Genomic DNA, 21,136 nt, shown 5'->3' with positions numbered 1-21,136 from the left:
ACAAGTCAGGCTGTTGCAAGGCCAGTGGCGCTAAGACTTGGCCAGTAGGGTTAAGAAGATTAGAGTTATTTATTCCAAACACTGGTATGATTTTTATTTTAAACATAAAACCTGTCATTAGTACGTCCGAGATCAGAGATTTTTTATTATCAAGGCTTAAATTAAAATCTTGCGATATTAATGAGTTATTAGGAGAAAACGATGAAGCCTTGATTAATTATGAAATTAAGATCAGAGATTATCATGTTGAATTTAGAACAGAGTTACTTTTCTTTTTGTCGGACCAAACATGTTTGGAACTGAAGATCTATAACAGTCTTCAAATAGCTTTATTATTTTGTACGTATTTTAATATTGAAGTTGTTATCGATGACGGGAGTAATGATCCCTACAGATGGATATTAGTTGAAAGAAATGAAATGATCTACGTTGTTGATGAAAAAATTGGAGCTGATGATGATTTTTCTATAAATTATAAATCAAAAAAAGAAATCCCTGTAGAAGAAGTGATGAAAGTATTGCCTGGAAAAGATTATTTTCTTTTGGCTCCAGGTGAACGACCAACATTTGTTAATACCGATCCTACTTGGAATAAACGATTTTATTCGTAACAACCCCTCGCTAGCGTACGCGTGCCGCGTGTGAAATATAAAAGGTTGTAACTATTAATTACTTTTTTAAAACGGTTATATTTTTTAATTTAACAATCAATATTTCAAGGGCTTATAGATTTAGATATACTGTTAATGTGATATGGAAATGCACACGGACACGTGTGCGCCAGCGATAGGAATTTGTTGAACTTACTCTCTCAAAGACTGTTAAAGAAGTCGCTAAGGATGGTACAATAACAAAATCATCAACTAAAGTTAGGTTTACAAAAGATTAATATGAGTTTTAAAGATTGTACACTAAATAAAGAATATATAGAATTAGAGTCAAGTCTTTTAAATAAAGACGCAGAACTTCCTGAAGATGTTGTTAAAATAAAGTTTAAGTACCGTAGTACTTATCTATTTGAAGTTATTCGGCATGAGGTAATTATTAATCTTATAAGATTAAATGTTGAAAATCTTGAAAAACAAATATTCTATATCATTCCGTGGGATGATGATAAAGTTTATGAATTTAGATTTGATGAGAATATTCTGGATGATTACATAAAGTTTATGTACACACCAGAAATTGTCAAGGAAATTACACCTCCAAGATCTGTATTTGGGATACAGCACGCTAGTATACATATAATAAATAAAGAAAAAAGTATTGTTGTGGTTGCAGATAGATATTGTGATGTTTTGTATTTCTATTCAAATAGTGCCATAATTAATATAGAGGGAAATTTAGTTGAGTATATTGAAATGTAATAACTTAATCGTTTCAGTGATGCAAGCCTTATTAGGAGGCCGTTACACAGGCCAAAACGCTAAGACTAGAGCCAATAGGGGGTATGCTGGCTTGTGCCTAAAAATAATTTTAAGAGCTTAGCCTAGCCATTGTACTGGATTTTAACCTTTGATCTACGTGGAAAAATAGAATTCAATAATGGAACAAAATAGCCAAATAACTATTTCAAAATTATTTTTTGATACAAACCCAATTGTTATTGGAATAAATGTACTCGGCGAATTCGTTATGCTTTTAGCTACGGGATTTATTTTGGTCCAAGAAAATAATTCAGTTTATTTAATTAGGATGCTGGGGTTAAATTACAATAAATTTTACTCAGATATTAATAAAATGATAGACGAGTTTAATGAGCTTCAAACAGAAGTTAAAGCTGATGTTGGAGACTTCCCATTTCTAATGATAGTAAAAGCGGCATTAAATAGTGATAGAAATTATTGGGTTGAATTATCAAAAACGTGGATAATAAAGTTGGGTAGGGAGAAATTTTTAGATGAAATTAGTGCTATTCAATTAAATAAAAAGATAAATCAAAAAATAAGACATAGTTTTTTAAAGCTTGAATAATTCCTTTTAACGAAAGCACATTAATGCCAATGTACTCACTTGAGCGCTAAGACTTGCACCAGTAGAGGGAGCTGGAATCTTTTAAGCTTTAATTACCAGCGAAAAAAAATATGAATAAGTATTTATCTCTCATTCTTCTGTTTTTAACAATATTTATTTTTGGATGCAAGGAAATACCATCGAAAGAAATATACTATATCCCTAAAGGTTTTACGGGGAATATTTTGTTAATCTATAATCAAAGTACAGGTCAGAATGATAGTTTGTCTAATGGAAGTATAATTTACAAGATTCCAAAAAATGGTATCTTATTACTGAAGGGCAATCAGATCGTTACAAATATGATGTATTCGAAATTTTATTTTTATGATAGGCGTGCTATATCCGAGATATGTTTTCCTCCCTATTCCATTAATAATTGTAGTGCATTTGTTAATCAGTACCATTCAGGTTCATATAGGGCAAGTTTAAAGTCAAAACAATACGATTATGTGTTAATTACAATTGGAGGAAATAAAAGTAAATCAGATGATTTTGATGATTCCAGTATTCCCAGTTTAATTGATGGGCGTTGAATTTAAATTACCTAACTTTTCGGAGTACTTTAATGAGCTATTATTGAGAGATTTTAAGAAAGAACGTCGTCATTGCGAGGCACGAAGCAGTCTTAAAGCGTATGCTATTAGCAGCAATCGTTGTAAGATTGCTTCGGCGGCTGAAAAAGCCTTCTCGCAATGACGAATCTTTTAGACTCGTTGGTCAGGATTTTTAATCCCGTCCTTATTTGATCTTGTAAGGATATTATCATTTAGAGATACTTCGCTGCGCTCAGCATGACAGATCATCTAAGGTGGTGGAAAACTGGGCAAATAATTTAGGTTCATCTGTTTCGCTTTTATATCTTTAGCAAAAAACAACTATGGAAAGTAAAGTGCTAAAGTTAGATGAACAGCTTGTTGCCGCCATCTTAAATAGCGATGTAGCAGTATTGGATAAATTACTTCACAATGAACTCGTATTTGTTAATCACCTGGGGATGACGCTAACTAAAGCAGAAGATCTGGCTCCGCATACCAGTCATGATTTAAAAATCAGCAGTTTAGCAATTTCAGACCGGCAGTTGCAGCTGTTTGGAGATACCGCAGTGGTTGTAGTCACCAAAGAGATTAAAGGAAGCTACCTGAATCAGCTGTTTGAAAGCAAGCTGAAGTTCACCAGGGTTTGGAAATTACATGAGCAGGATTGGAAGGTGATTGCAGTAAGCAGTGTGCCACTACAGGTATCTTAAAGAATTTTTGATGAGGTTTGGGCAGGCAAATATTTTTATCTGTTGTATACTCAAAAAGCTGTTTCAATCGTAAATATTCCTTATTTTTATATATAACAAAACAATATAAAAATGATGAAACAAGCATTAATTGGTGAGTTCATGCATGAAGCTGAAAACACCAGAAAATTATTATCCATGATTCCGGATAGTGCATTGGAATACCGTCCGCAACCACATCTTTGGTCGGTAGGCCAGCTCGCTTCGCACATTGCCGAAGTGTACAACTGGTACGAACCTACATTTGATCTGGATGATTTTGATATGGGTTCATATAAATACGATAAAGGTGATATCAGTAAGGCCGCTAATATCCTGGCCAGGTTTGAAGAAAATGTTTCGAGGGCAAAAACGGTAATCGAAAACTCAGATGAATCTAAGTATATGAACAACTGGACAATGTCTGCAGGGGGGAATGCCTTAATGCCGGCCATGCCGAAGATTCAGGTGATCAGAGGATTTCTTTACAATCATTTGTACCATCATCGTGGTGAGTTGATTTCGCACCTTAGGGCAACGGGAAACAAAGTACCATCGTTGTATGGTCCTAATTACGAAGAATCGCAAGCATTCTAAATCTGGAGAAACCAGGCTTACTTATTAAGGGCTATCTGATTTTTTTAGATAGCCTTTTTGTTGATACTTAAAGAAAGAAGATCGCTGTTAGTATTGCTAGCGCAAGTCTTAGCGGGGAGGATAGCGTTGTTGGTTGACTTGTGCTTTTAAAACTAACAACCAAATTGATTATCTGCTCTAATCCATCTATATTTATAAATGAGCATAAAATATAAATTTCATGACCCTAGTGCAATATATTTTGTCTCTTTTGCTGTTGTAGGATGGATAGATGTTTTTACGCGCAGTGTTTATAGCGATCTGTTATTGGAAAGTTTAACTTATTGTAGAAAAGAAAAAGGCCTTAACTTGCATGCCTGGGTAATCATGAGTAACCATGTTCATTTAATTGTGAGTAGCAGAGAGGGTTATTTATTATCTAATATTATGCGCGACTTAAAGAAATATTCATCATTTAGGATAGTAAAGGAGATAAGAGAGAGCACGATTGAAAGCAGAAAAGAATGGATGCTTTATTTGTTTGCTAAGGCTGGACAACAGAATAGCAACAATAAAAACTTTCAGTTTTGGCGGCAGGATAATCATCCCATCGAATTAGATCCTCATTTAAATATGTTCGAAGAACGAATTGATTACTTGCATAATAATCCGGTTAAGGCTGGGTGGGTGACAAATGCGTCAGACTATTTGTATAGCAGTGCTATCGATTATGAAGGTGGTAAAGGATTGATTGAGATTGATTTATTGGTTTAATGAAGCGGTATTCAGTCTGTTGCATAGACTCATTGGCGAGGGCACAAGTCAGGCCATTGCACAGGTCCGGAGCGCTAAGACTTGCGCCAGTGGTTGTGTAACGTCATTTCGGCTACAAATAGCTGCATTTTGGCAACGCAGGGGAACCGCCCGGAGACGAATTTTGTATTGTTAAAAGAAAAACAATATGAAAACAATTTTTATTACCGGTGCTTCAACCGGATTAGGCCGGGCCACCGCAATATTATTTCAGCAAAATGGATGGAAAGTAATCGCTACCATGCGTAACCCCGAAGCAGAAACTGTACTGGGCCAATTAGCGCATGTAACCCTTTTGCCACTCGATGTAACCAACGAAAAACTGGTGAAAAGCACCGTAGATTTGGCGATACAACAAGGCGTAGATGTGGTGTTTAATAATGCCGGTTATGGTTTGGTTGGGCCAATGGAAGCCATTTCTGATGAACAAATGGTGAGGCAGTTAAATACCAACCTTTTGGGCGTATTGCGCGTAACACAGGCTTTTATCCCGTATTTCAGGGAAAAAGGGGCTGGTACATTTATCACCACCACTTCTATGGGCGGTTTGTTTGCTTTTCCGCTGGGTTCCGTTTACCATGCTACCAAATTTGCTTTGGAAGGCTGGAGCGAAAGTCTTTCGTTAGAGCTTGGTCTTTTCAATATCAGCGTTAAAACCGTAGCTCCTGGAGGTATTGCTACCGATTTTATGGGGCGTTCTATCGATGCACCTTCGCACCCGGCTTATGAAGAAGCCAACGAAAAACTCTGGGGACTATTTAATGCCGACAATTTCTCAACGGCAGCACAAATTGCAGCAGTGGTATACGAAGCCGCAACCGATGGTAAAGACCAGGTGCGCTATGTAGCCGGCGAAGATGCCAAAGCCTTGTATGCCCAACGCACCGAAATAGGTTACGAAGCATTCAGAAAAGAGATGCGTAAAAACATTTTTGGATCATAAATACTTAAATTAGCCTGATGAAAAAAGTTGCCGCCGCACCGCATAAAATAGATGCCATTTCGGATTTACACCGCATGCTGGGCCTTCCTGGTCCGCTACATCCTTTGGTAAGTCTGGTTGATAATACGAAGATTGCGGCGCTGATAGATCACCTTCCTGAGACTTTTTTATTGAGCTTCTATAAAATTTCCTTTAAAAAACTGCTGAAAGGCCGTATAGGTTACGGACAGGGTTATTACGATTTTGATGAGGGTGGTCTGGTATTTACCGCCCCTCATCAAATTATTTCTATTGATGCCGAAGCCGAGTTTTATGGCTCTACTTTATTAATCCATCCCGATTTTATCCGCCATTACCCTTTGGCCAAAAGCATTAAACAATACGGTTTCTTCTCGTACGAAACCAATGAGGCGCTGCATTTGGCAGAAAAGGAACGAACAACCATTTTAGAGGTTCTTGCGCATATAGACCGTGAACTGAATAACCCGATCGATGATTTTAGCCAGGATGTAATTATTGCCTATATCGAAGTGCTGTTAAATTACAGTAACCGTTTCTACAAACGCCAGTTTATTACGCGAAAGGCCATTAACCACGATCTGCTTTCGAAGATGGAACAATTGCTGCACGATTATTTCGAAACTGAAAATGGCTTGAACAAGGGGCTGCCCACAGTCGAGTACCTGGCAGATCAGCTGCATCTTTCGCCTCGCTATTTGAGCGATATGCTACGTTCGCTTACCGGACAAAACGCACAGCAGCATATTCACGAAAAGCTGATTGAAAAAGCCAAAGAAAAGCTAAGCATTACCAGTTTATCTGTGAGCGAAATTGCTTATGCACTGGGCTTCGAACATCCTCAGTCATTCAGCAAATTATTTAAGAGTAAGACCAATCAATCGCCCCTTGCATTCAGGCACTCATTTAATTGATTAGCGGCAAAGTACTGTGCCATTAAAATGCGTACCCATATTGGGCGAAATAAACGGGATACCAAGCTCGGCCGAACGGAGTAAAAGCAATACGCCCATAAAAAGCATAAACCAGGGGATAAGCCTTTTGGTATTAAAATGAATGTATTTTTTGAGGTAAATACCACCCATTGATATCATCATCAACAATGGCGAAGTACCCAAACCAAAAAGGAACATAAACTGCAAGCCGTTATTAACCGATGCACCATTTACAGCCGTAGCCAGTGCCAGATACACCATGCCACAGGGAATAATACCATTGAGCATGCCGGCCACAAATTGCCATAATGGAAAGCCCATCAGTTTGCCCATCAGTTTGGCAATAGGGTTAATCAGCTTAAACTGTAGCGCACTGAGCCGCTGGCTATAACTTGCCCGCATTTGCAATAGGGTAAAAACAATTAAAAGCAAACCAATGGTTATACTCAGTATTTTCTGGTTGGCTACCAGGTTAAAAGTACTGCCAAGCCAGCCAGCTATAGCCCCCATCAGGCTATAGGTGAAAACCCGGCCCGATTGGTAGAGCAACAAAGCCCAGCCCGTTTGCCAGCTGCTGCTCTTTTCGAAAGGCATAGCCAGCATCAGCGGACCGCACATTACTGCACAGTGCAGGCTGCCGAGCAGGCCCATTAAAAATGCAAGTGGCAGGTTGTTCATTACAGCGTAATACTTTTTTTATACTGGTATTGTTTCTGATTGCTTTTCCATTTTAAATCGAGGTACCAAAGGCCTTTATCAGCGGGTTTACGGTCTAATAAAATCAGGTGACTGTTGCCCAGGGTATTGCCGTTTTGCTTTTTATCGGCCCGCGCATTGGATGGCCGCATGAGCACCAGGGTATAACTGGCGCTGTCTTTTAGGCTGATAATTACCTGATTGGGATTTACCGTAATAACGGGTTCTGCATGGTCTGCAAAGGTATTTGCCTTCTGTTTGTACTCTTCATTGTAACGAAGACCTTTTTCGTAATAATTGCTTTCTACCAAGGTATCATTATCCTGTTTACTGAGCATGTAAGCACCTAAAGCCAGTATAAAAAGCATAAATGCGGCCATGGTGATGATAATTTTTTTTCCCCAGTTCATATCGTTTATCTTTTAATTTGGATTGGCAAAAAAGCTTGTGGTAGCCGTGCTGATCGTTTTTTTATCGGTTACCACTTCAAAAGTGACTTCCGTTTTATAACTTTTTATCTGTGCCGGTTTCCTGATCAGGAAAAAAGTTAAATGTACCGTTCCTTCTTTGGGCAGGAGGTTTTCCTGCTGGATAAATAAGATGCTATCGGTACTATTGGCCGATTTAAAACTGAAATGCATATCGCGGTTGGTTTTGTTAATCAGCTCGGCATTGTAAAGGTTACTGATACTGCCATCGGCTCGGGTTTGAAACAGCGTACCACTTGTCCTCAATACGGTGGTTTCTACATTTTGCCTGTTGTAAATGAGCGATGAAAACAAGATCATGGCCACCAGCAACACGGCCGCATAACCATAAGCTTTAAAACCGGCCCTGAAAGGTTTACGTGCCTGAATAAAATCGTTGTTGTAAAAACCAATAAGCCTTTCGGGTTTGTTGATTTTGAGCATCACTTCATCGCAGGCATCGATGCAAGCTGTACAATTGATACACTCGAGCTGGGTTCCTTTGCGGATATCGATCCCGGTAGGGCAAACCTGTACACAAAGACCACAATCTACACAGTCGCCTTTTAAATGGCCTGCATCTTTTACAAGTTTACCACGGGGTTCGCCACGGGTTTCATCATAAGCCACAATTAAACTCTGGTTGTCGAGTAAAACTCCTTGTAAACGGCCATAGGGACAAATAACTGTGCACACAATTTCGCGCACGTAAGCAAAAACGGTGTAGAAAACAGCCGTGAAAATACAAATGGAGATAAAGCCCGAAATGTGCGCCGATACCGGTTCGGTAATGATTTTATATAGTATATCGCTACCGATAAGATAGGCGAGAAAAGTATTGGCAATGCCAAAAGATATGAGCAGAAAAAGAAAGTGCTTAACTGTTTTTTTGAAGATTTTTTCAGCTGTCCAGGGCTGGGCATCCAGTTTTTTCTGGTGTAGTGCATCGCCTTCTATCCAGTATTCAATCCGGCGGAAAACCATTTCCATAAATATGGTTTGCGGACAGGCCCAGCCGCACCAAAGCCTGCCCAGTACCACGGTAAAGCAAATTACAAAGAGAATAAAAATCAGCATCGCAAAAGCGAAGAGATAAAAATCCTGCGGCGTAAAAATCAATCCGAAAAAAACGAATTTACGGCTAATGAAATTGAGTAATACCAGTTGCTCACCTTTAAACTGTACAAACGGAAAACTGAAAAGGCAAAGCAAAAGCGCATAACTTACCCATTTGCGGTAGGTGTATAACCTGCCGGAGGGTTTCTTCGGATAAAGAAAATTACGGCCTTTGCCTTGCTTATCGGTTTTATTTTTTGCCGGCATCTTTTACCTCATTGTTTGGTTCATATTTTTCACCTTGTGGTGCTTTGGCACCAGCGGGTTTACTTCCTTCGAGCGATAAAATATAATTGGCTACTTCACTGATCTGTTTCGGGCTGAGCGTTTTTTCCCAGCTTACCATTCCTTTGGCCGGAACGCCGTATTTAATGGTTTTAAAAATGTTATTGATTCCACCGCCATGCAGCCAGAACTCATCGGTAAGGTTAGGGCCAATTAAACCGCCTCCGGCAGGGCCATGGCAAACGGCGCAGTTGGCCGAGAAGATGGTTTTACCAGATTCGATTATCGGCGCAGCGTTATCTGCTTTTACTGTATTTTCATCAATGGCATTGGCCGATTTTTGCAGATAAATTGCTTTTTCTTCAGCCGAACGCGTCATTTCGGCCTCGTAAAGCTGATCCTGGTTTAAGCCGTAGCCACCAATGTAATAATAGAAAAGGTAGGCTGCACCAAACAGGATAGTACCATAAAACAAGAAGTTAAACCATGCCGGAACCGGATTGTTGAGCTCCTGAATACCATCATAAGCATGCTCAATTACGATGTCTTTTTCTGCTTCAATAGGTTTTAACCCAAGTATTTTACTCCAGATAGAAGGCTTGTGCTTTTTGGTTTTTAACCAGCTGTCGTAATCAAGCGCCGCTTCTTTTACCGGTGCCAGGTAAGGCGTAGGGTTAAGTTGTTCGCGGTACATAACCTTGAAGGCATTAAGTAGGGTAATGGATACAACCAGTAATACCAGTACAAATAAAAGCATGATGAGCAGGAGTGTTTCGGCCTGACTGAGGCCTAATAAACTTGGTTCCGAACTAACTGTGGCTGCTTCAGCTTTATCATCGGCAGCCAGGGCAGCCATGGCTGGTAATAGCAATAGGAGGGTGATGTTTAATTTTTTCATCCTTATGTTTTGTATTTGTTTTTACTCTATTAAGGCAATTCCTTAATGAGGGTATAAATGCTAATCTTTTAAGGGTAACTCACTCATGTTACTGATGTGGTTTTTGCTCAGCTTAATGAGATAAATGCCCACGATGATAAAAAAGACCATAAATAAGAGCAGCGAACTAATCAGGTAATATTCGCGGCCTGCTAAGTTTTTAAGTTGTTCGAACATGGCTATTGGTTTGAAGGTATAGTTTCTTTATTGGCTTTAATATCGGTACCCAGGCGCTGCAGATAAGCGATGATGGCCACAATTTCGCGGTCGCTTTTTACCTTGATATTGTTCTGTTGTAAATCTGCAGTAATCTCTGCTGCCTGTTTTTTCAGTTCATCGTTGGCCGTTTTATCAAATCCTTCAGGGTAAGGAACCCCTAAAGTTTGCATCGCCCTGATTTTTGCTGGTGTTGTACTGATATCGAGTTTTTGATCAATTAACCAGGGGTATGGAGGCATAATACTGCCCGGCGACATGGAAGTAGGGTCGAGTAAATGGTTAAAATGCCAGGCATGCGAATATTTGCCCCCTTCGCGGTGTAAATCTGGTCCGGTACGTTTACTGCCCCACAAAAACGGGTGATCGTACACAAATTCTCCTGCTTTGCTGTATTCGCCGTAACGTTCTGTTTCTGAACGGAATGGTCTGACCATTTGCGAGTGGCAGTTTACACAACCTTCGCGGATGTATAAATCGCGCCCCTGGAGCTCAAGTGCTGTATAAGGTTTTACACTAGAAATGGTTGGTACATTAGATTGAATAGTGAAAGTTGGCATCATTTCTACCATACCGCCAATTAAAATGATAATGAGCGAAAACACCATGAATTTCATTGGTTTACGTTCCAGTACACGGTGCCATTTCTGATCCATTGGGTTGGTTTCTACCAGTATCGGGGCCAAAGGCATGGCTTCGGCCGCTTCATTGGCTTGCAGGCTTCCTTTCAACATGGTTTTAGCCAGGTTAAAGGTCATTACAATTGCACCCAATAAATAAAAACTACCACCAACAGCACGGAAAACATGCATCGGAATAATCTGAAGCGTTACCGCTAAAAAGTTAGGGTATTTTAAAAGCCCCTCGGCAGTAAACTCTTTCCACATTAAGCCCTGGGTAAAACCAGCCCAGTACATAGGCACAGCGTAGAAAAGGATTCCCAGTGTACCAATCCAGAAGTGGAAACCGGCTAATTTTTTGGAGTAGAGTTCGGTTTTGTAAATTCTCGGAATTAACCAGTACAATACGCCAAAGGTTAAAAATCCGTTCCAGCCTAAAGCACCTACGTGTACGTGCGCTACAATCCAGTCGGTAAAATGTGCAACACCATTAATTTGTTTAATAGAAAGTAAAGGGCCTTCAAAAGTAGCCATACCGTAACAGGTTAGCGCAACGACCATAAATTTCAGCGTTACATCTTCGCGTACTTTATCCCAGGCACCGCGTAAGGTCAGCAAACCATTAATCATACCTCCCCAGCTTGGTGCAATAAGCATGATAGAGAAAACAATACCTAAGGATTGTGCCCAGCCCGGTAAAGATGAGTACAGTAAATGGTGCGGCCCTGCCCAGATGTAGATAAAAATAAGCGACCAGAAATGCAGGATACTCAGTTTATAGGAGTAAACCGGTCTGTTAGCCATTTTGGGTAAGAAATAATACATCATACCCAGGTAAGGCGTAGTTAAGAAAAATGCTACGGCATTGTGCCCGTACCACCATTGTACCAGCGCATCCTGCACACCGGCATACCAGTAATAGCTTTTCATAAACGAAACCGGCAGCTCAAAAGAGTTAACAATGTGCAATACAGCAATGGTAACAAACGTGGCAATGTAAAACCAGATGGCTACATAAAGGTGGCGTTCTCTTCTTTTAAAAATGGTACCGAACATGTTGATTCCAAATACCACCCAGATCAGCGTAATGGCAATATCAATCGGCCATTCCAGCTCAGCGTATTCGTGCGAGGTGGTAAAACCCAAGGGCAGGGTAATTACTGCCGAAAGGATGATGAGCTGCCAGCCCCAGAAATGTATGGCGCTCAACGCATCGCTAAACATACGGGCTTTAAGCAGGCGTTGCAGCGAATAATAAACACCCATAAAAATGGCATTACCTACAAAGGCAAAAATTACGGCATTGGTGTGCAGCGGACGGATACGGCCAAATGTGGTATATTGGCTGCCCATGTTCATGCCAGGTTTAAATAACTGCATGGCGATGAGGAGCCCCACTGTCATGCCGATTACGCCCCAAACAATGGTAGCAATACCAAAGTTGCGGACAATCTTATTGTCGTAAGTAAATTTTTCTAACTGCATATAATTAAGAAATTTGTTAGTTTTTGTACAGCAAATGTATTCAGGGTAGTTGTGCCCAATTATGATGTGGGTTGGTTTGAAATGTGATTGTCGTCACTTTTGGGCTCGTTGTCAAAAAGGATGCGCATGGCGGGGGTGTAAACATCATCGTGCTGACCGGTTTTTGAAGCCCAGAAAAATGCCGCCAGAAAAACCAGGGCCATTAATACGCTGCAACCCACTAAAAAATACAAGATGTTCATAGCTTATTTTTACGTGCAAAAAAGTGTGTGGCAATAGAGGTAAATGAGATAATGGTGATGGTGCTGATGGGCATTAATACCGCGGCAATTAAGGGGTATAAAGTACCCTGAACAGCAAAATAAAGGCCTATACAGTTGTAGGCAATGGCGATGGCAAAACTAATTTTAACTACTTTGAGCCCATCTCGGCTTAATGCTACAAAATTGGGCATCAGGTTAAGGCTGTTTCCGGTTAAAATGGCATCGCAACCGGGGGTAAAGTTGTTGATGTTATCCGTAATGGCTACGCCAAAATCACTTTGTTTTAAAGCTCCCGCATCGTTAAGGCCATCGCCCAGCATCATTACTTTGTGCTTTGCTTTTTGTTGCTGCAACACATAGTCTAATTTTTGGTGCGGGCTCTGCCTGAAATTGATTTTGGTATCTGGCGGGAACATGCTTTTTAAGGTACTGTATTCCTGGTCGGTATCGCCCGATAGGACATGCATTTGGAATTTCTTAGCAAGTTTTTGAATGAGTTGGTTTAACCCTCCACGCCATTGTTGTTCGGTTTGGAAACGGCCTTTGTATTGATTATCGATAACTACGTGCACTCCGTTGCTGTTGGGGATACTTAAGTTATCGGGTATCATGGCGCTGCTTCCGAGATAAACCTGCTGCCGGTTTACCTGACCAGAAATACCTTTGCCCACGCGTTCTGTATAATGGCTAACAGGCATAAATTCATTGCAGAACAGGTATTTTAAAATGTGACGACTCAAAGGGTGTGAAGAGTTGCGTACCAGCGAAGCAATTAAACGTTGTTCATGATAATCGAGCTGACCTTCAAAAATAAGACTGGCATTTTCGGTGCTGGTTAAAGTTCCGGTTTTATCGAAAATGATTGTATCGCAGGCTGCCAGGGCCTCCACTGCATCGGTATTTTTAACGTAGAAACCTTTTTTATCGAAAATAGAGAGGATGGCCGAAAGTGTAAAGGGTGTACTTAGCGATAGTACACAAGGGCAGGCTACAATTACCACGGCAGTAAAGGCAGCCCAGGCTTTGCTGTTGTCGTGTTGCAGCAGCCAGTAAATTGCAGCAGAAAAGGCTAAAACAAAAACGCCCAGACTAAAGTATTTGGCTACGCGGTCGTTAAAATTCTGTTTTTTTAAATCGGTCTGGTAATTTTCGTTGTTCCATAAGCCGGTGAGGTAGCTTTGTGATACTGGTTTAATTACCTCCAATTCAATGGCCTCGGCGGTTTGCCGGCCTCCCGCATAAATAATTTCGCCCAGTACTTTGTGTACAGGTTCGGCTTCGCCGGTTACAAAACTCATGTCCATCCAGGCATCGCCCTTCATTAAAATGGCATCGGCCGGTACAATTTCGCCGTTTCTGATCCAGAGCCTGTCGCCAATGGCAATATCGGCTATTGCAGTAGGTTTTTCTTTCCCTGCAATTAATTTGGTAACGGCGATAGGAAAATAGGAGCGGTAATCGCGGTCGAAAGAGATATGGTGGTAGGTGCGCTGCTTAATCCATTTGCCCATCAGGAGCAGGAAAACCAGTCCCGTAAGCGTATCGGCAAAGCCTGGGCCAGTGCCCGAAAGGATATCGTAGGCGGTACGCAGAAAAAGCATGGCAATAATCAATGCCAGCGGCGTATCCAGGTTAATTTGTTTGTGTTTTAAACTGGTTATTGCCGAAACAAAATAATCTTTCCCACAATAAAAGGCTGCGGGGATACAGAAGGTGAGGTTTAACCAGCCAAATAACTGCTGAAATTGTTTTTCGAAACCAGCTAATCCAAAATATTCAGGGAAACTGAAGAGCATAACATTGCCCATTAAAAAACCGGCAACGGCAATTTTTTGAATGAGTTGTTTGTTAACCGAACGGCTGTTTTCTTTCACCACATCCTGCAGGCTGATTAAGGGTGCATAGCCAATTTCGTTTAAAATTTCGACCAGTTTGCGCAGCGAAACTTCTTCATGCCTGAAACTGATGGTAACCTGACGTTTTAGAAAATCGATACGCGACGAGAAAATGGCAGGATGAATTTTATACAAGTGCTCTAAAAGCCAGATGCAGGAGCTGCAATGGATAGCCGGAATATAAAAGGTTACAATGCTGGCCTTCTCATGCTGGTAATCGAGCAATTGACTGATAATGGCCGGTTCATCGAGGTATTCGAAATGGCTGTGCTGTTCAGCCCTTTTTCCGGGCGAATGGTTGTAGGTATAATAATTGCAAAGATTATTTTCAGAAAGGATTTTATAAACACTCTTGCAGCCGGTACAGCAAAAATCGTGACCATCGTAATTAAACTTAATCTGTTCTAATGGCTCGCCGCAATGGTAACAAAGTGTTGCTGCAGCGGTTTCATTTTGATTTTCCATACTGGTAATTGTTTATTGATAAATTATTGTTTGATGAGGCCTACCTTATATGGCATAGCTGAACATCTGGCAATCGGGTGTTTTTGCCCAAAGGCGCTCATCAAAGGCCATGCATATATTTCTTAGAAAAGGTTTTCCTGCGGGATTAACCTTTAACTGATTTTCAGATACGGAGATCAATCCGTCATCAATCAATGTAGCCAGTTTATAATAGGCTGGCTTAGGGATGCCGTCCAGAAAAAGACTCTTGCCATCGCACATGATATTGCGGATGTGCCTGCGGATTTTTAAATCTTTGCGCGACAAAATATGTCCCTTTTCAATCGCAAATTGACCGTTATTAATCGCTTCAAGGTATGCCTCAACAGTTTTTACGTTCTGGGCAAATGCCGTATAACTGTCGCTGATTGCAGAAACGCCTAGTCCGATAAGCAATTGAGTATGCTGGTGGGTATAGCCCATAAAGTTTCGGTGAAGGTTGTTTTGTTGCGCGGCCAGGTACAGGTTATCGTGCTTTCTGGCGAAGTGATCCATGCCAATGTCATCATATCCTGCTGCAAGCAGAGCATCTTTCCCTAACTGGTATAAAGCAAATTTAGCTTCGCTTTGTGGCAAATCTTTTTCGGTGTACCGGCGCTGTCCGGGTTTTAGCCAGGGCACATGTGCGTAACTGTAAAAGGCAATTCTATCGGGATTGATCCTGATTACTTCCTGCAGCGTTTCGCTTAAACCTTCAGCCGTTTGAAAAGGCAAACCATAAATCAGATCGAAATTAAGTGAAGTATAGCCAATTTTTCTCGCCAGTGCCGTAATTTCTGCTACCTGCACTGGTGTTTGAAAGCGGTTAATCATTAACTGCACCTTTGGATCGAAATCCTGGATACCCAGACTCAGGCGTTTAAAGCCCAGATTAAAAAGGGTGGTTAAATGAGCTTCAGTGGTATTGTCGGGGTGTGCTTCAAACGAAAACTCAGCATCAGTAGCAGGTTCACAGTTGCACATGATTCCGTTAATTAGTTTTTTGAGGTTGTGGGCACTGAAAAAGGTGGGGGTACCACCGCCGAGATGCAATTCTCTTATTTTGGGCTTGTTGCCTAAAACCTGCAGATACATGTCCCATTCTTTAAGCACCGCATCCAGGTAAGGTTCTTCTACCTGATGATTTTTGGTAATGCGGGTATTGCAGCCACAGTAGGTACACAGGCTCTCGCAAAAAGGCAGGTGGATGTATAGGCTAATGCCCTCATTCTGATAATCTGCAAAGGTGTTTTTTACCGAAAGCAGCCATTGCGCTTCATCAAAACGATCGGTTTCCCAAAATGGTACTGTAGGATAGCTGGTGTACCTTGGGGCAGCTACATTGTACTTTTTAAGCAGGTTTAAGGTATCCATCAGGCTTTATTTAAGGTTTTCGGAACGGAGCAGTTGTTCTGGCAGCAACAGGCACTGCCTACGCATTTACCAGCCGCCCAGTTATCGAGGTTTTTAATTACCTGCAACATGCGGTCTAAAGCACTTTGGCCTTCTTTTAACGGCACATTGGCAATTTTAAAACCTGCGGTTGCCGCCGATTTTAAATCGAGATGGCTGGTTTCAAAGGAGGAGGTTGCAATGTATTTCACCCCGAGTGCTTTGAGCTGCTGAATGAGGGACTGATCTACCGTATCGTTATTGAAAACAAGTAAAGTTTCCTTCCCGGCAGCGAAAGCGATGGTTTCGGCCGAGAGACTGTTGGCGATAATGGTGATATCGTGCTTTTTGTGATTGGCCAGAACCAGGCATTCTTTTTCGTCGGGCTTAATGTTGTAAGCAATGGCTTTCATAAACAAATTTTTAGTATTCAAAACTATCATTTGTTAATGGCGGGGCGGATGAGGTTAGTCAGCTGAAAAAATGATTTTGATCAGGAAAGACAAGCACACTGAATAATAGTTTATGATGTTCAGTGCAGACCCTGACCATGGCTATACTGTCATTCTGAACGCAGTGAAGAATCTCTTTTCGTGAAGTCAGGAGTTGAATAATGGTCAGTGTAGACACTGACCATGGCAGCCATGGCGACAACAGTACTATTGCTTAATATTTTTTAGCTTAGATATAGCTGTAATCTTTATCGCGTTACCGCTTTTTTCAATCAGTTTTTCTTCTTTAAAATCAGCCAGCATACGGCTTACGGTTTCGCTGGCAGTACCTACCATGGCGGCGAGGTCATCGCGCGAAATTTTAATCGTAGCGCTGTCATTATCGATTGTACTGAATTTTTCAGCAACCTGTATCAAGGCATCAGCCACGCGTTTGCGTACCGAAAAATAGGCGAGTTGGAGCATTTGGTTTTCCTTATCGCGAACACTGCCCGATAGTAAACGGATAAAAGCTGCTGACAGAGGCTGGTGTTGGTAAAGGTAATCTGTAAATGCTGATTTTGGGATTAAAATGAGCTCACAATCGGCAAGGGTTGCTGCATTGTCTTCGTAGGCACGTTCCGTAAAAAGGCTTTCATAACCAAAGAAGTCGCCTGTCTGGTAAAGTGCCGAAGAAAGTTCGCGGCCATCTTTAAAACGCTTGTAGGTTTTAACTTGCCCTTTTTTCAGGTAATACACATGGTTTGGCTCATCTTCCTCTACATAAATAAGCTGTTTGTTGGCCAGCACGCGGCTTTTCCCTTTTTTAATTAATTCGGTAAACAGCGATTGCGTATCGATATCTGTTCCGTTAAAATTACCACTGGTTTTGCTTTTTTTGAGTCGCCCTTCTATGGCGTTAAGCAATTCTATATCATCAAAAGGCTTGGTGAGGTAATCGTCGGCACCCATTTCCATGCCTTTACGCATATCAGCACGTTCGCTTTTGGCGGTAATAAAAATAAAAGGTATGGAGGCCGTTTGCGGGTTCTTATGCAGCAGATAAAGCACACCGTAACCATCCAGTTCGGGCATCATAATATCGCACAAAATCAGGTGTGGGTGATGCTTGATAGCCAGTTCTACCCCGATTTTTCCATTGCTTGCAGTAAAAGTTTCGTAATCGGCCAGCGAGAGAATTTCCGCTGTACTTTCGCGGATATCGTCGTTATCTTCAATAATCAATACTTTCTTTTTCATGCGTAGGGGAATAGGTTAAGGGGTAAAGGGAAATTTTAGCAGGAAAGTAGTACCCACATTTTGGGCGCTTTCGCACGATACGGTACCGTTCATTAAACTGGCATAACGCTTCACAATGTTTAGCCCAAGACCGGTTCCGGGGATACTGCCGGTATTGTGCGCCCTGAAAAATGGCTCGAAAAGGTTATGCTGGTCGGTTTCAGGAATGCCGATTCCGTTATCCTTAATCTCAATAATCAGCTCATCATCTTTTAAAATGCTGTTAAACTGGATCATGGTATTCTCTCCCGAATATTTTACCGCATTCGAAATGAGGTTAATGATACTGTTTTTAAGTAAGTTCATATCGAGGTAAACCTGCGCCGAAACCCCCTGGTGCTCGTAAATAATGTGCTGATCCTGCTTGCTGATGAGTTGCATTTCTTCAACAATCTCTTCTGCAAAAGTTATAATGTTAAACCAGCTGGGGGTGACTTCAACCTTGCCGGCTTCGAGTTTTTCGAGCGACAGGAAGTCGTTTAATATGGTAGTGAGGTTACCTACGGCATTTTTAATCTTGCCGGTATGCTTTTCGATATTTTCTGTATCGTGTTTTGGGGTGTATTTATCAATTAAAGTGGCTGATAGCTGAATGGAGCTCAGCGGTGTTCTGAACTCGTGCGAAGCCATAGAAACAAACCGGGTTTTAAGCTGATTGAGTTCTTTTTCTTTGATGAACAGCGCATTTACATGTTCCTTTGCCGATTCTAACTCCCCAACCAGTTTTACCAGATCGCGGGTACGGTCTCTGATTTTATCTTCCAGTTCTTCGGTATAACTTTTAATGCGGGCTTCATCTTCTTTAAGTTTGCTCAGATCGTGGATAAAACCGGTGTAGATTTTACGGTCGCTGAATTTTACTTCGCTTACCCCAAGCCGGAAAGGAAAGGTAGAACCATCTTTACGCTGGCCAATTACCTCGCGACCGATACCAATAATGCGCTTTCTGCCTGTGTCGTGATAGTTTTTAATGTAAGTATCGTGCTGAGTTTTATCAGGCTCAGGCATTAATACCGAAACGTTCCGCCCAACCAGTTCATGGCTTTCAAAACCAAAAAGCTTTAAAGCCGCTGGATTAACGTGTTCAATAATACCCTTATCATCTATTGTAATAATACCATCAATCGCATTTTCGATAATGGCATTCAGTAATTTTGCTCTTTCCATAAACCAATCTGGTAATATTAATCATTTAGGCAGGATTTTGACCTAAACTTTTGCGCCTAAATTTAACGATTGTGTGTTTATGCTTTGGATATTCAGTACAGCTTTTTCGAAAAGTTCAATCTGTTCTTTACCCCAAATCTTTAAATCAGCGTCGGCTTTCTGGAAACCGGCACGGTAAAATTCAACACCATTTAATAACTGATTGTAGAATCTGGTAAGATAAACCTGTTTCTTCTGGTGCAGTTGCTGAATATTTGTTTTGAAATCTTCGTTAAAATGCTGCAGCTCTTTTTTAAAATAATCGATGTAAAGGCCAAGTTCTTTTACAAATAAATTGGGCCGGTTTATACCTTCGAGCAGATTTACCTTGCCATAAATATGATCGACCATTTCCTTTAAGCTGTATTTTTTAGAAAAGTAGGCCAGGTTTGGACCCGGACAAATGCTTACTGCTTTGCTTTCTTTCGGTTTCAGGATCTCATCTTTAAGGTAAACCGAAGCACAAAGCCCTTCGCATAAACAGGTCTTTTCGGTTACTGCATCAATTTGTTTTTTGAGTTCTTCAGGCGAAGTGGCAAAAGCCTTTATTTCTCTGATTTTTAAATGCTGATATTGCCGCGAAGCCGTGCAAATGGGCTGCTCGGTAAATTCGGTGTTGGTACACAGGTATTTCTTAGTGCAGGGGCTGCCCGGTCTGCTTTTGGCAATGCGGCTTAGCCTTTCCTGCTCGGCTGTACTTTTTCTGAAATTATTGAATGGAACGCCCAGGGGTGAAGCATTGCTCAAATAAAAATCACTTTCGGTGGCCTCAGCCAGGTTTTTTAAGGTTTCGCTATCTACGTTGGTGGCTTCTTCAACCAGTAAAAACGGACTTCCCCAGCCGGCAGCATCTAAACCGTAGGCCTGTAATAAATGGTTGTGCTCGGCAGCGGTACCAATACCACCCTGAGCGGTTATTTTTTGGATGGGTTTAGTGGCACAGTAAATGTTTTTCTGTTGCAACGCTGCGGTATAAATCGCCCAGAGTTCTTCGCTTAATGCAAGGCGGTTTGCTTTAAATTCGTGCAAGATGGGGCCAAGTAAAAAGCCTTCGGTAGCAAAAGCATGTCCGCCACAGTTTAAACCCGATTCGATCCTGAACTCAGCTACCCATAGGCCTTTTTTTGCCAGCATTTTAGCCTGTACCATAGCCGAGCGGTAATCGCTCACTTTTAAAATGATTTTTTTATTAAAATGACCGTCCTCATCGGGATAAAAATCAGCAAAGTTTTCGAGGTAAGTAAACAAGCGCGGATTAAGTCCGGCCGAAATAACCACAGCCGATTTGAGCCTGCTGTTGGCAAACCCCCTTAAAGCCGCCAATGCATCGGTATTTTCATTACCCAGATCCAGATCATCAACAAAATTTACCTTATCTACCTTGGCCATAATATTAACATCAATGCTACCTGCTTCAACAGCCTTTCTCAATTGGCTTTCCAGCATTGTTCTTTTTCTGCCCGCAGGGGTTTTAAGCATTTCTTTGTAAGTTTTGCTTAGCGGACTGCTTTCGCATTTTAATTCAAAATATCGGCTTATTATTGTGCCTGGTTCAAAAGCCTGGTTTTTGATGTTTGCAACCTGACTGTAAATCAGTTGCTGCATTAAATTAAGGTAAGCGGTAATCCGCTTTGCGCGACTATCAATTACGGTTTTATCGATGGATGTATAAGGTAAGTAGTTTAGTTCGCAGTGGTATTTACGCATCCGTTCACAAAGTTCATCATCAACGATTGAAACAACAGAAGAGATGCCAAACTGGGCAACTTTTAAAGGGGTATCAACAGAGTAGGCGAGGCCTAGAACGGGGATGTGGAAGGTATGCGGCATGATTTGTTTT

Annotated in this window: 22 protein-coding genes; 9 read left to right on the top strand and 13 right to left on the bottom strand. The window is 41.2% G+C overall.

Annotated elements, in window-relative coordinates; all coding sequences use genetic code 11:
* The first annotated feature begins 86 nt into the window (after positions 1–86).
* From BLR37_RS02545 to BLR37_RS02505, 9 genes are all read left to right on the top strand, one after another.
* Positions 87–611 carry a hypothetical protein gene (locus BLR37_RS02545; protein WP_090764172.1) on the top strand — a complete coding sequence of 175 codons (525 nt, stop codon included), beginning with the start codon at positions 87–89 and terminating at the stop codon, positions 609–611.
* A 279-nt stretch (positions 612–890) separates the two neighbouring features.
* Positions 891–1,367: a hypothetical protein gene (locus BLR37_RS02540; RefSeq protein WP_090764169.1), complete on the top strand. Its 477-nt coding sequence runs from the start codon at positions 891–893 to the stop codon at positions 1,365–1,367.
* A gap of 178 nt (positions 1,368–1,545) precedes the next feature.
* A complete protein-coding gene (locus BLR37_RS02535; RefSeq protein ID WP_090764166.1) occupies positions 1,546–1,974 on the top strand; it encodes a hypothetical protein in 429 nt (142 codons plus the stop codon).
* A gap of 110 nt (positions 1,975–2,084) precedes the next feature.
* Positions 2,085–2,549 carry a DUF6843 domain-containing protein gene (locus tag BLR37_RS25695; RefSeq protein ID WP_090764163.1) on the top strand — a complete coding sequence of 155 codons (465 nt, stop codon included), beginning with the start codon at positions 2,085–2,087 and terminating at the stop codon, positions 2,547–2,549.
* A 344-nt stretch (positions 2,550–2,893) separates the two neighbouring features.
* Positions 2,894–3,262 (top strand): nuclear transport factor 2 family protein, encoded by a 369-nt coding sequence (locus BLR37_RS02525; RefSeq protein WP_090764160.1) that lies wholly within the window; start codon positions 2,894–2,896, stop codon positions 3,260–3,262.
* A 111-nt stretch (positions 3,263–3,373) separates the two neighbouring features.
* Positions 3,374–3,877 (top strand): DinB family protein, encoded by a 504-nt coding sequence (locus BLR37_RS02520; RefSeq protein WP_090764157.1) that lies wholly within the window; start codon positions 3,374–3,376, stop codon positions 3,875–3,877.
* Between the two features lie 198 nt (positions 3,878–4,075).
* Complete coding sequence (locus BLR37_RS02515) at positions 4,076–4,630, top strand: REP-associated tyrosine transposase (protein WP_090764154.1); 555 nt, start codon at positions 4,076–4,078, stop codon at positions 4,628–4,630.
* Positions 4,631–4,817: 187 nt separating this feature from the next.
* Positions 4,818–5,612, top strand: a complete 795-nt coding sequence (locus BLR37_RS02510; protein ID WP_090764152.1) for an SDR family oxidoreductase — start codon at positions 4,818–4,820, stop codon at positions 5,610–5,612.
* Positions 5,613–5,629: 17 nt separating this feature from the next.
* Positions 5,630–6,544: a helix-turn-helix domain-containing protein gene (locus BLR37_RS02505; protein WP_090764147.1), complete on the top strand. Its 915-nt coding sequence runs from the start codon at positions 5,630–5,632 to the stop codon at positions 6,542–6,544.
* On the opposite strand, the gene BLR37_RS02500 is transcribed toward BLR37_RS02505, so the two are convergent.
* The 13 genes from BLR37_RS02500 to BLR37_RS02445 form a co-directional block, all read right to left on the bottom strand.
* Entirely contained in the window at positions 6,545–7,243 is a 699-nt protein-coding gene (locus tag BLR37_RS02500) for a sulfite exporter TauE/SafE family protein (protein WP_090764144.1), read from the bottom strand. It lies immediately after the preceding gene.
* The gene (locus BLR37_RS02495) at positions 7,243–7,671 is read right to left on the bottom strand and encodes a FixH family protein (RefSeq protein WP_090764142.1); all 429 of its coding nucleotides are present in this window, start codon (positions 7,669–7,671) and stop codon (positions 7,243–7,245) included. The genes BLR37_RS02500 and BLR37_RS02495 overlap by 1 nt, the downstream gene beginning before the upstream one ends.
* A 12-nt stretch (positions 7,672–7,683) precedes the next feature.
* Positions 7,684–9,051, bottom strand: a complete 1,368-nt coding sequence (ccoG, locus tag BLR37_RS02490; protein ID WP_090764139.1) for a cytochrome c oxidase accessory protein CcoG — start codon at positions 9,049–9,051, stop codon at positions 7,684–7,686.
* Positions 9,035–9,967, bottom strand: coding sequence for a cbb3-type cytochrome c oxidase N-terminal domain-containing protein (locus BLR37_RS02485; protein WP_244154576.1), 933 nt, complete (start codon positions 9,965–9,967; stop codon positions 9,035–9,037). The genes ccoG and BLR37_RS02485 overlap by 17 nt, the downstream gene beginning before the upstream one ends.
* A 60-nt stretch (positions 9,968–10,027) precedes the next feature.
* Positions 10,028–10,183 carry a hypothetical protein gene (locus BLR37_RS25215; protein ID WP_167356538.1) on the bottom strand — a complete coding sequence of 52 codons (156 nt, stop codon included), beginning with the start codon at positions 10,181–10,183 and terminating at the stop codon, positions 10,028–10,030.
* A gap of 2 nt (positions 10,184–10,185) precedes the next feature.
* Positions 10,186–12,327, bottom strand: a complete 2,142-nt coding sequence (gene ccoN / locus BLR37_RS02480; RefSeq protein WP_090764136.1) for a cytochrome-c oxidase, cbb3-type subunit I — start codon at positions 12,325–12,327, stop codon at positions 10,186–10,188.
* A 59-nt stretch (positions 12,328–12,386) separates the two neighbouring features.
* Positions 12,387–12,569 (bottom strand): cbb3-type cytochrome oxidase assembly protein CcoS, encoded by a 183-nt coding sequence (ccoS, locus tag BLR37_RS02475; protein ID WP_090764133.1) that lies wholly within the window; start codon positions 12,567–12,569, stop codon positions 12,387–12,389.
* Complete coding sequence (locus BLR37_RS02470) at positions 12,566–14,950, bottom strand: heavy metal translocating P-type ATPase (RefSeq protein ID WP_090764130.1); 2,385 nt, start codon at positions 14,948–14,950, stop codon at positions 12,566–12,568. The genes ccoS and BLR37_RS02470 overlap by 4 nt, the downstream gene beginning before the upstream one ends.
* Positions 14,951–14,995: 45 nt before the next feature.
* Entirely contained in the window at positions 14,996–16,342 is a 1,347-nt protein-coding gene (gene hemN, locus BLR37_RS02465; RefSeq protein ID WP_090764127.1) for an oxygen-independent coproporphyrinogen III oxidase, read from the bottom strand.
* Positions 16,342–16,773, bottom strand: a complete 432-nt coding sequence (locus BLR37_RS02460) for a Rossmann-fold NAD(P)-binding domain-containing protein (RefSeq protein WP_039476452.1) — start codon at positions 16,771–16,773, stop codon at positions 16,342–16,344. The genes hemN and BLR37_RS02460 overlap by 1 nt, the downstream gene beginning before the upstream one ends.
* A 246-nt stretch (positions 16,774–17,019) precedes the next feature.
* Positions 17,020–18,051 (bottom strand): response regulator, encoded by a 1,032-nt coding sequence (locus tag BLR37_RS02455; RefSeq protein WP_090764122.1) that lies wholly within the window; start codon positions 18,049–18,051, stop codon positions 17,020–17,022.
* A gap of 15 nt (positions 18,052–18,066) precedes the next feature.
* Entirely contained in the window at positions 18,067–19,257 is a 1,191-nt protein-coding gene (locus BLR37_RS02450) for a PAS domain-containing sensor histidine kinase (protein ID WP_090764119.1), read from the bottom strand.
* A gap of 42 nt (positions 19,258–19,299) precedes the next feature.
* The gene (locus tag BLR37_RS02445; protein WP_090764116.1) at positions 19,300–21,126 is read right to left on the bottom strand and encodes a hypothetical protein; all 1,827 of its coding nucleotides are present in this window, start codon (positions 21,124–21,126) and stop codon (positions 19,300–19,302) included.
* Between the last annotated feature and the right edge of the window lie 10 nt (positions 21,127–21,136).

The organism is Pedobacter soli, assembly GCF_900101435.1.
In the GTDB taxonomy this organism is placed as follows: domain Bacteria; phylum Bacteroidota; class Bacteroidia; order Sphingobacteriales; family Sphingobacteriaceae; genus Pedobacter; species Pedobacter soli.
Note: the sequence above shows the minus strand (reverse complement) of the source record. Positions and strands in the feature narration are given on the sequence as shown.

Coding starts and splice junctions, on each gene's coding strand:
- BLR37_RS02515 (WP_090764154.1), top strand. CDS start 4,076: ATGAGCATAAAATATAAATTTCATGACCCTAGTGCAATATATTTTGTC.
- BLR37_RS02445 (WP_090764116.1), bottom strand. CDS start 21,126: ATGCCGCATACCTTCCACATCCCCGTTCTAGGCCTCGCCTACTCTGTT.
- BLR37_RS02545 (WP_090764172.1), top strand. CDS start 87: ATGATTTTTATTTTAAACATAAAACCTGTCATTAGTACGTCCGAGATC.
- BLR37_RS02450 (WP_090764119.1), bottom strand. CDS start 19,257: ATGGAAAGAGCAAAATTACTGAATGCCATTATCGAAAATGCGATTGAT.
- BLR37_RS25215 (WP_167356538.1), bottom strand. CDS start 10,183: ATGTTCGAACAACTTAAAAACTTAGCAGGCCGCGAATATTACCTGATT.
- BLR37_RS02520 (WP_090764157.1), top strand. CDS start 3,374: ATGATGAAACAAGCATTAATTGGTGAGTTCATGCATGAAGCTGAAAAC.
- BLR37_RS02485 (WP_244154576.1), bottom strand. CDS start 9,967: ATGAAAAAATTAAACATCACCCTCCTATTGCTATTACCAGCCATGGCT.
- BLR37_RS02500 (WP_090764144.1), bottom strand. CDS start 7,243: ATGAACAACCTGCCACTTGCATTTTTAATGGGCCTGCTCGGCAGCCTG.
- BLR37_RS25695 (WP_090764163.1), top strand. CDS start 2,085: ATGAATAAGTATTTATCTCTCATTCTTCTGTTTTTAACAATATTTATT.
- hemN (WP_090764127.1), bottom strand. CDS start 16,342: ATGGATACCTTAAACCTGCTTAAAAAGTACAATGTAGCTGCCCCAAGG.
- ccoS (WP_090764133.1), bottom strand. CDS start 12,569: ATGAACATCTTGTATTTTTTAGTGGGTTGCAGCGTATTAATGGCCCTG.
- ccoG (WP_090764139.1), bottom strand. CDS start 9,051: ATGCCGGCAAAAAATAAAACCGATAAGCAAGGCAAAGGCCGTAATTTT.
- BLR37_RS02540 (WP_090764169.1), top strand. CDS start 891: ATGAGTTTTAAAGATTGTACACTAAATAAAGAATATATAGAATTAGAG.
- ccoN (WP_090764136.1), bottom strand. CDS start 12,327: ATGCAGTTAGAAAAATTTACTTACGACAATAAGATTGTCCGCAACTTT.
- BLR37_RS02455 (WP_090764122.1), bottom strand. CDS start 18,051: ATGAAAAAGAAAGTATTGATTATTGAAGATAACGACGATATCCGCGAA.
- BLR37_RS02495 (WP_090764142.1), bottom strand. CDS start 7,671: ATGAACTGGGGAAAAAAAATTATCATCACCATGGCCGCATTTATGCTT.
- BLR37_RS02505 (WP_090764147.1), top strand. CDS start 5,630: ATGAAAAAAGTTGCCGCCGCACCGCATAAAATAGATGCCATTTCGGAT.
- BLR37_RS02470 (WP_090764130.1), bottom strand. CDS start 14,950: ATGGAAAATCAAAATGAAACCGCTGCAGCAACACTTTGTTACCATTGC.
- BLR37_RS02525 (WP_090764160.1), top strand. CDS start 2,894: ATGGAAAGTAAAGTGCTAAAGTTAGATGAACAGCTTGTTGCCGCCATC.
- BLR37_RS02535 (WP_090764166.1), top strand. CDS start 1,546: ATGGAACAAAATAGCCAAATAACTATTTCAAAATTATTTTTTGATACA.
- BLR37_RS02460 (WP_039476452.1), bottom strand. CDS start 16,773: ATGAAAGCCATTGCTTACAACATTAAGCCCGACGAAAAAGAATGCCTG.
- BLR37_RS02510 (WP_090764152.1), top strand. CDS start 4,818: ATGAAAACAATTTTTATTACCGGTGCTTCAACCGGATTAGGCCGGGCC.